Genomic DNA, 329 nt, shown 5'->3' with positions numbered 1-329 from the left:
TTGTTATCCCGCAGGGTGTCGATACCGTCATTCATGGCGATATAGCGGACACCGTTTCTTGGGAAAAAGTCCTCAATCAAATGCCCGGTTTGCAGATAGTTCCGCCCCAGTCGGCTGAGGTCTTTCGTGATGACAAGGTTGATTTGCCTGCGCTCAATGGCTCTCAACATTCTCTGTAAATCAGGACGCTCCATATTAAGACCTGTGAAGCCATCGTCCTGATAGACTGCCACAACCTCCCATCCCTGCTTTTCGCAGTATTTTTCCAGCATATCCCGCTGGTTGGCGATACTGGCACTTTCGCCTTGCAGGTCATCGTCCTTTGACAG

The 329-nt window shown here is 50.5% G+C and carries 1 protein-coding gene; it reads right to left on the bottom strand.

All coding sequences use genetic code 11. The features are described 5' to 3' along the window. The coding region (locus DXD12_RS15715) for a recombinase family protein (RefSeq protein WP_243105409.1) at positions 1 to 329 on the bottom strand (329 nt) is incomplete at both ends.

This window comes from Clostridium sp. TF11-13AC, from assembly GCF_003481065.1.
In the GTDB taxonomy this organism is placed as follows: domain Bacteria; phylum Bacillota; class Clostridia; order Lachnospirales; family Lachnospiraceae; genus Otoolea; species Otoolea fessa.
The sequence above is the reverse complement of the archived record's forward strand: the minus strand, read 5'-3'. Positions and strand labels throughout refer to the sequence as shown.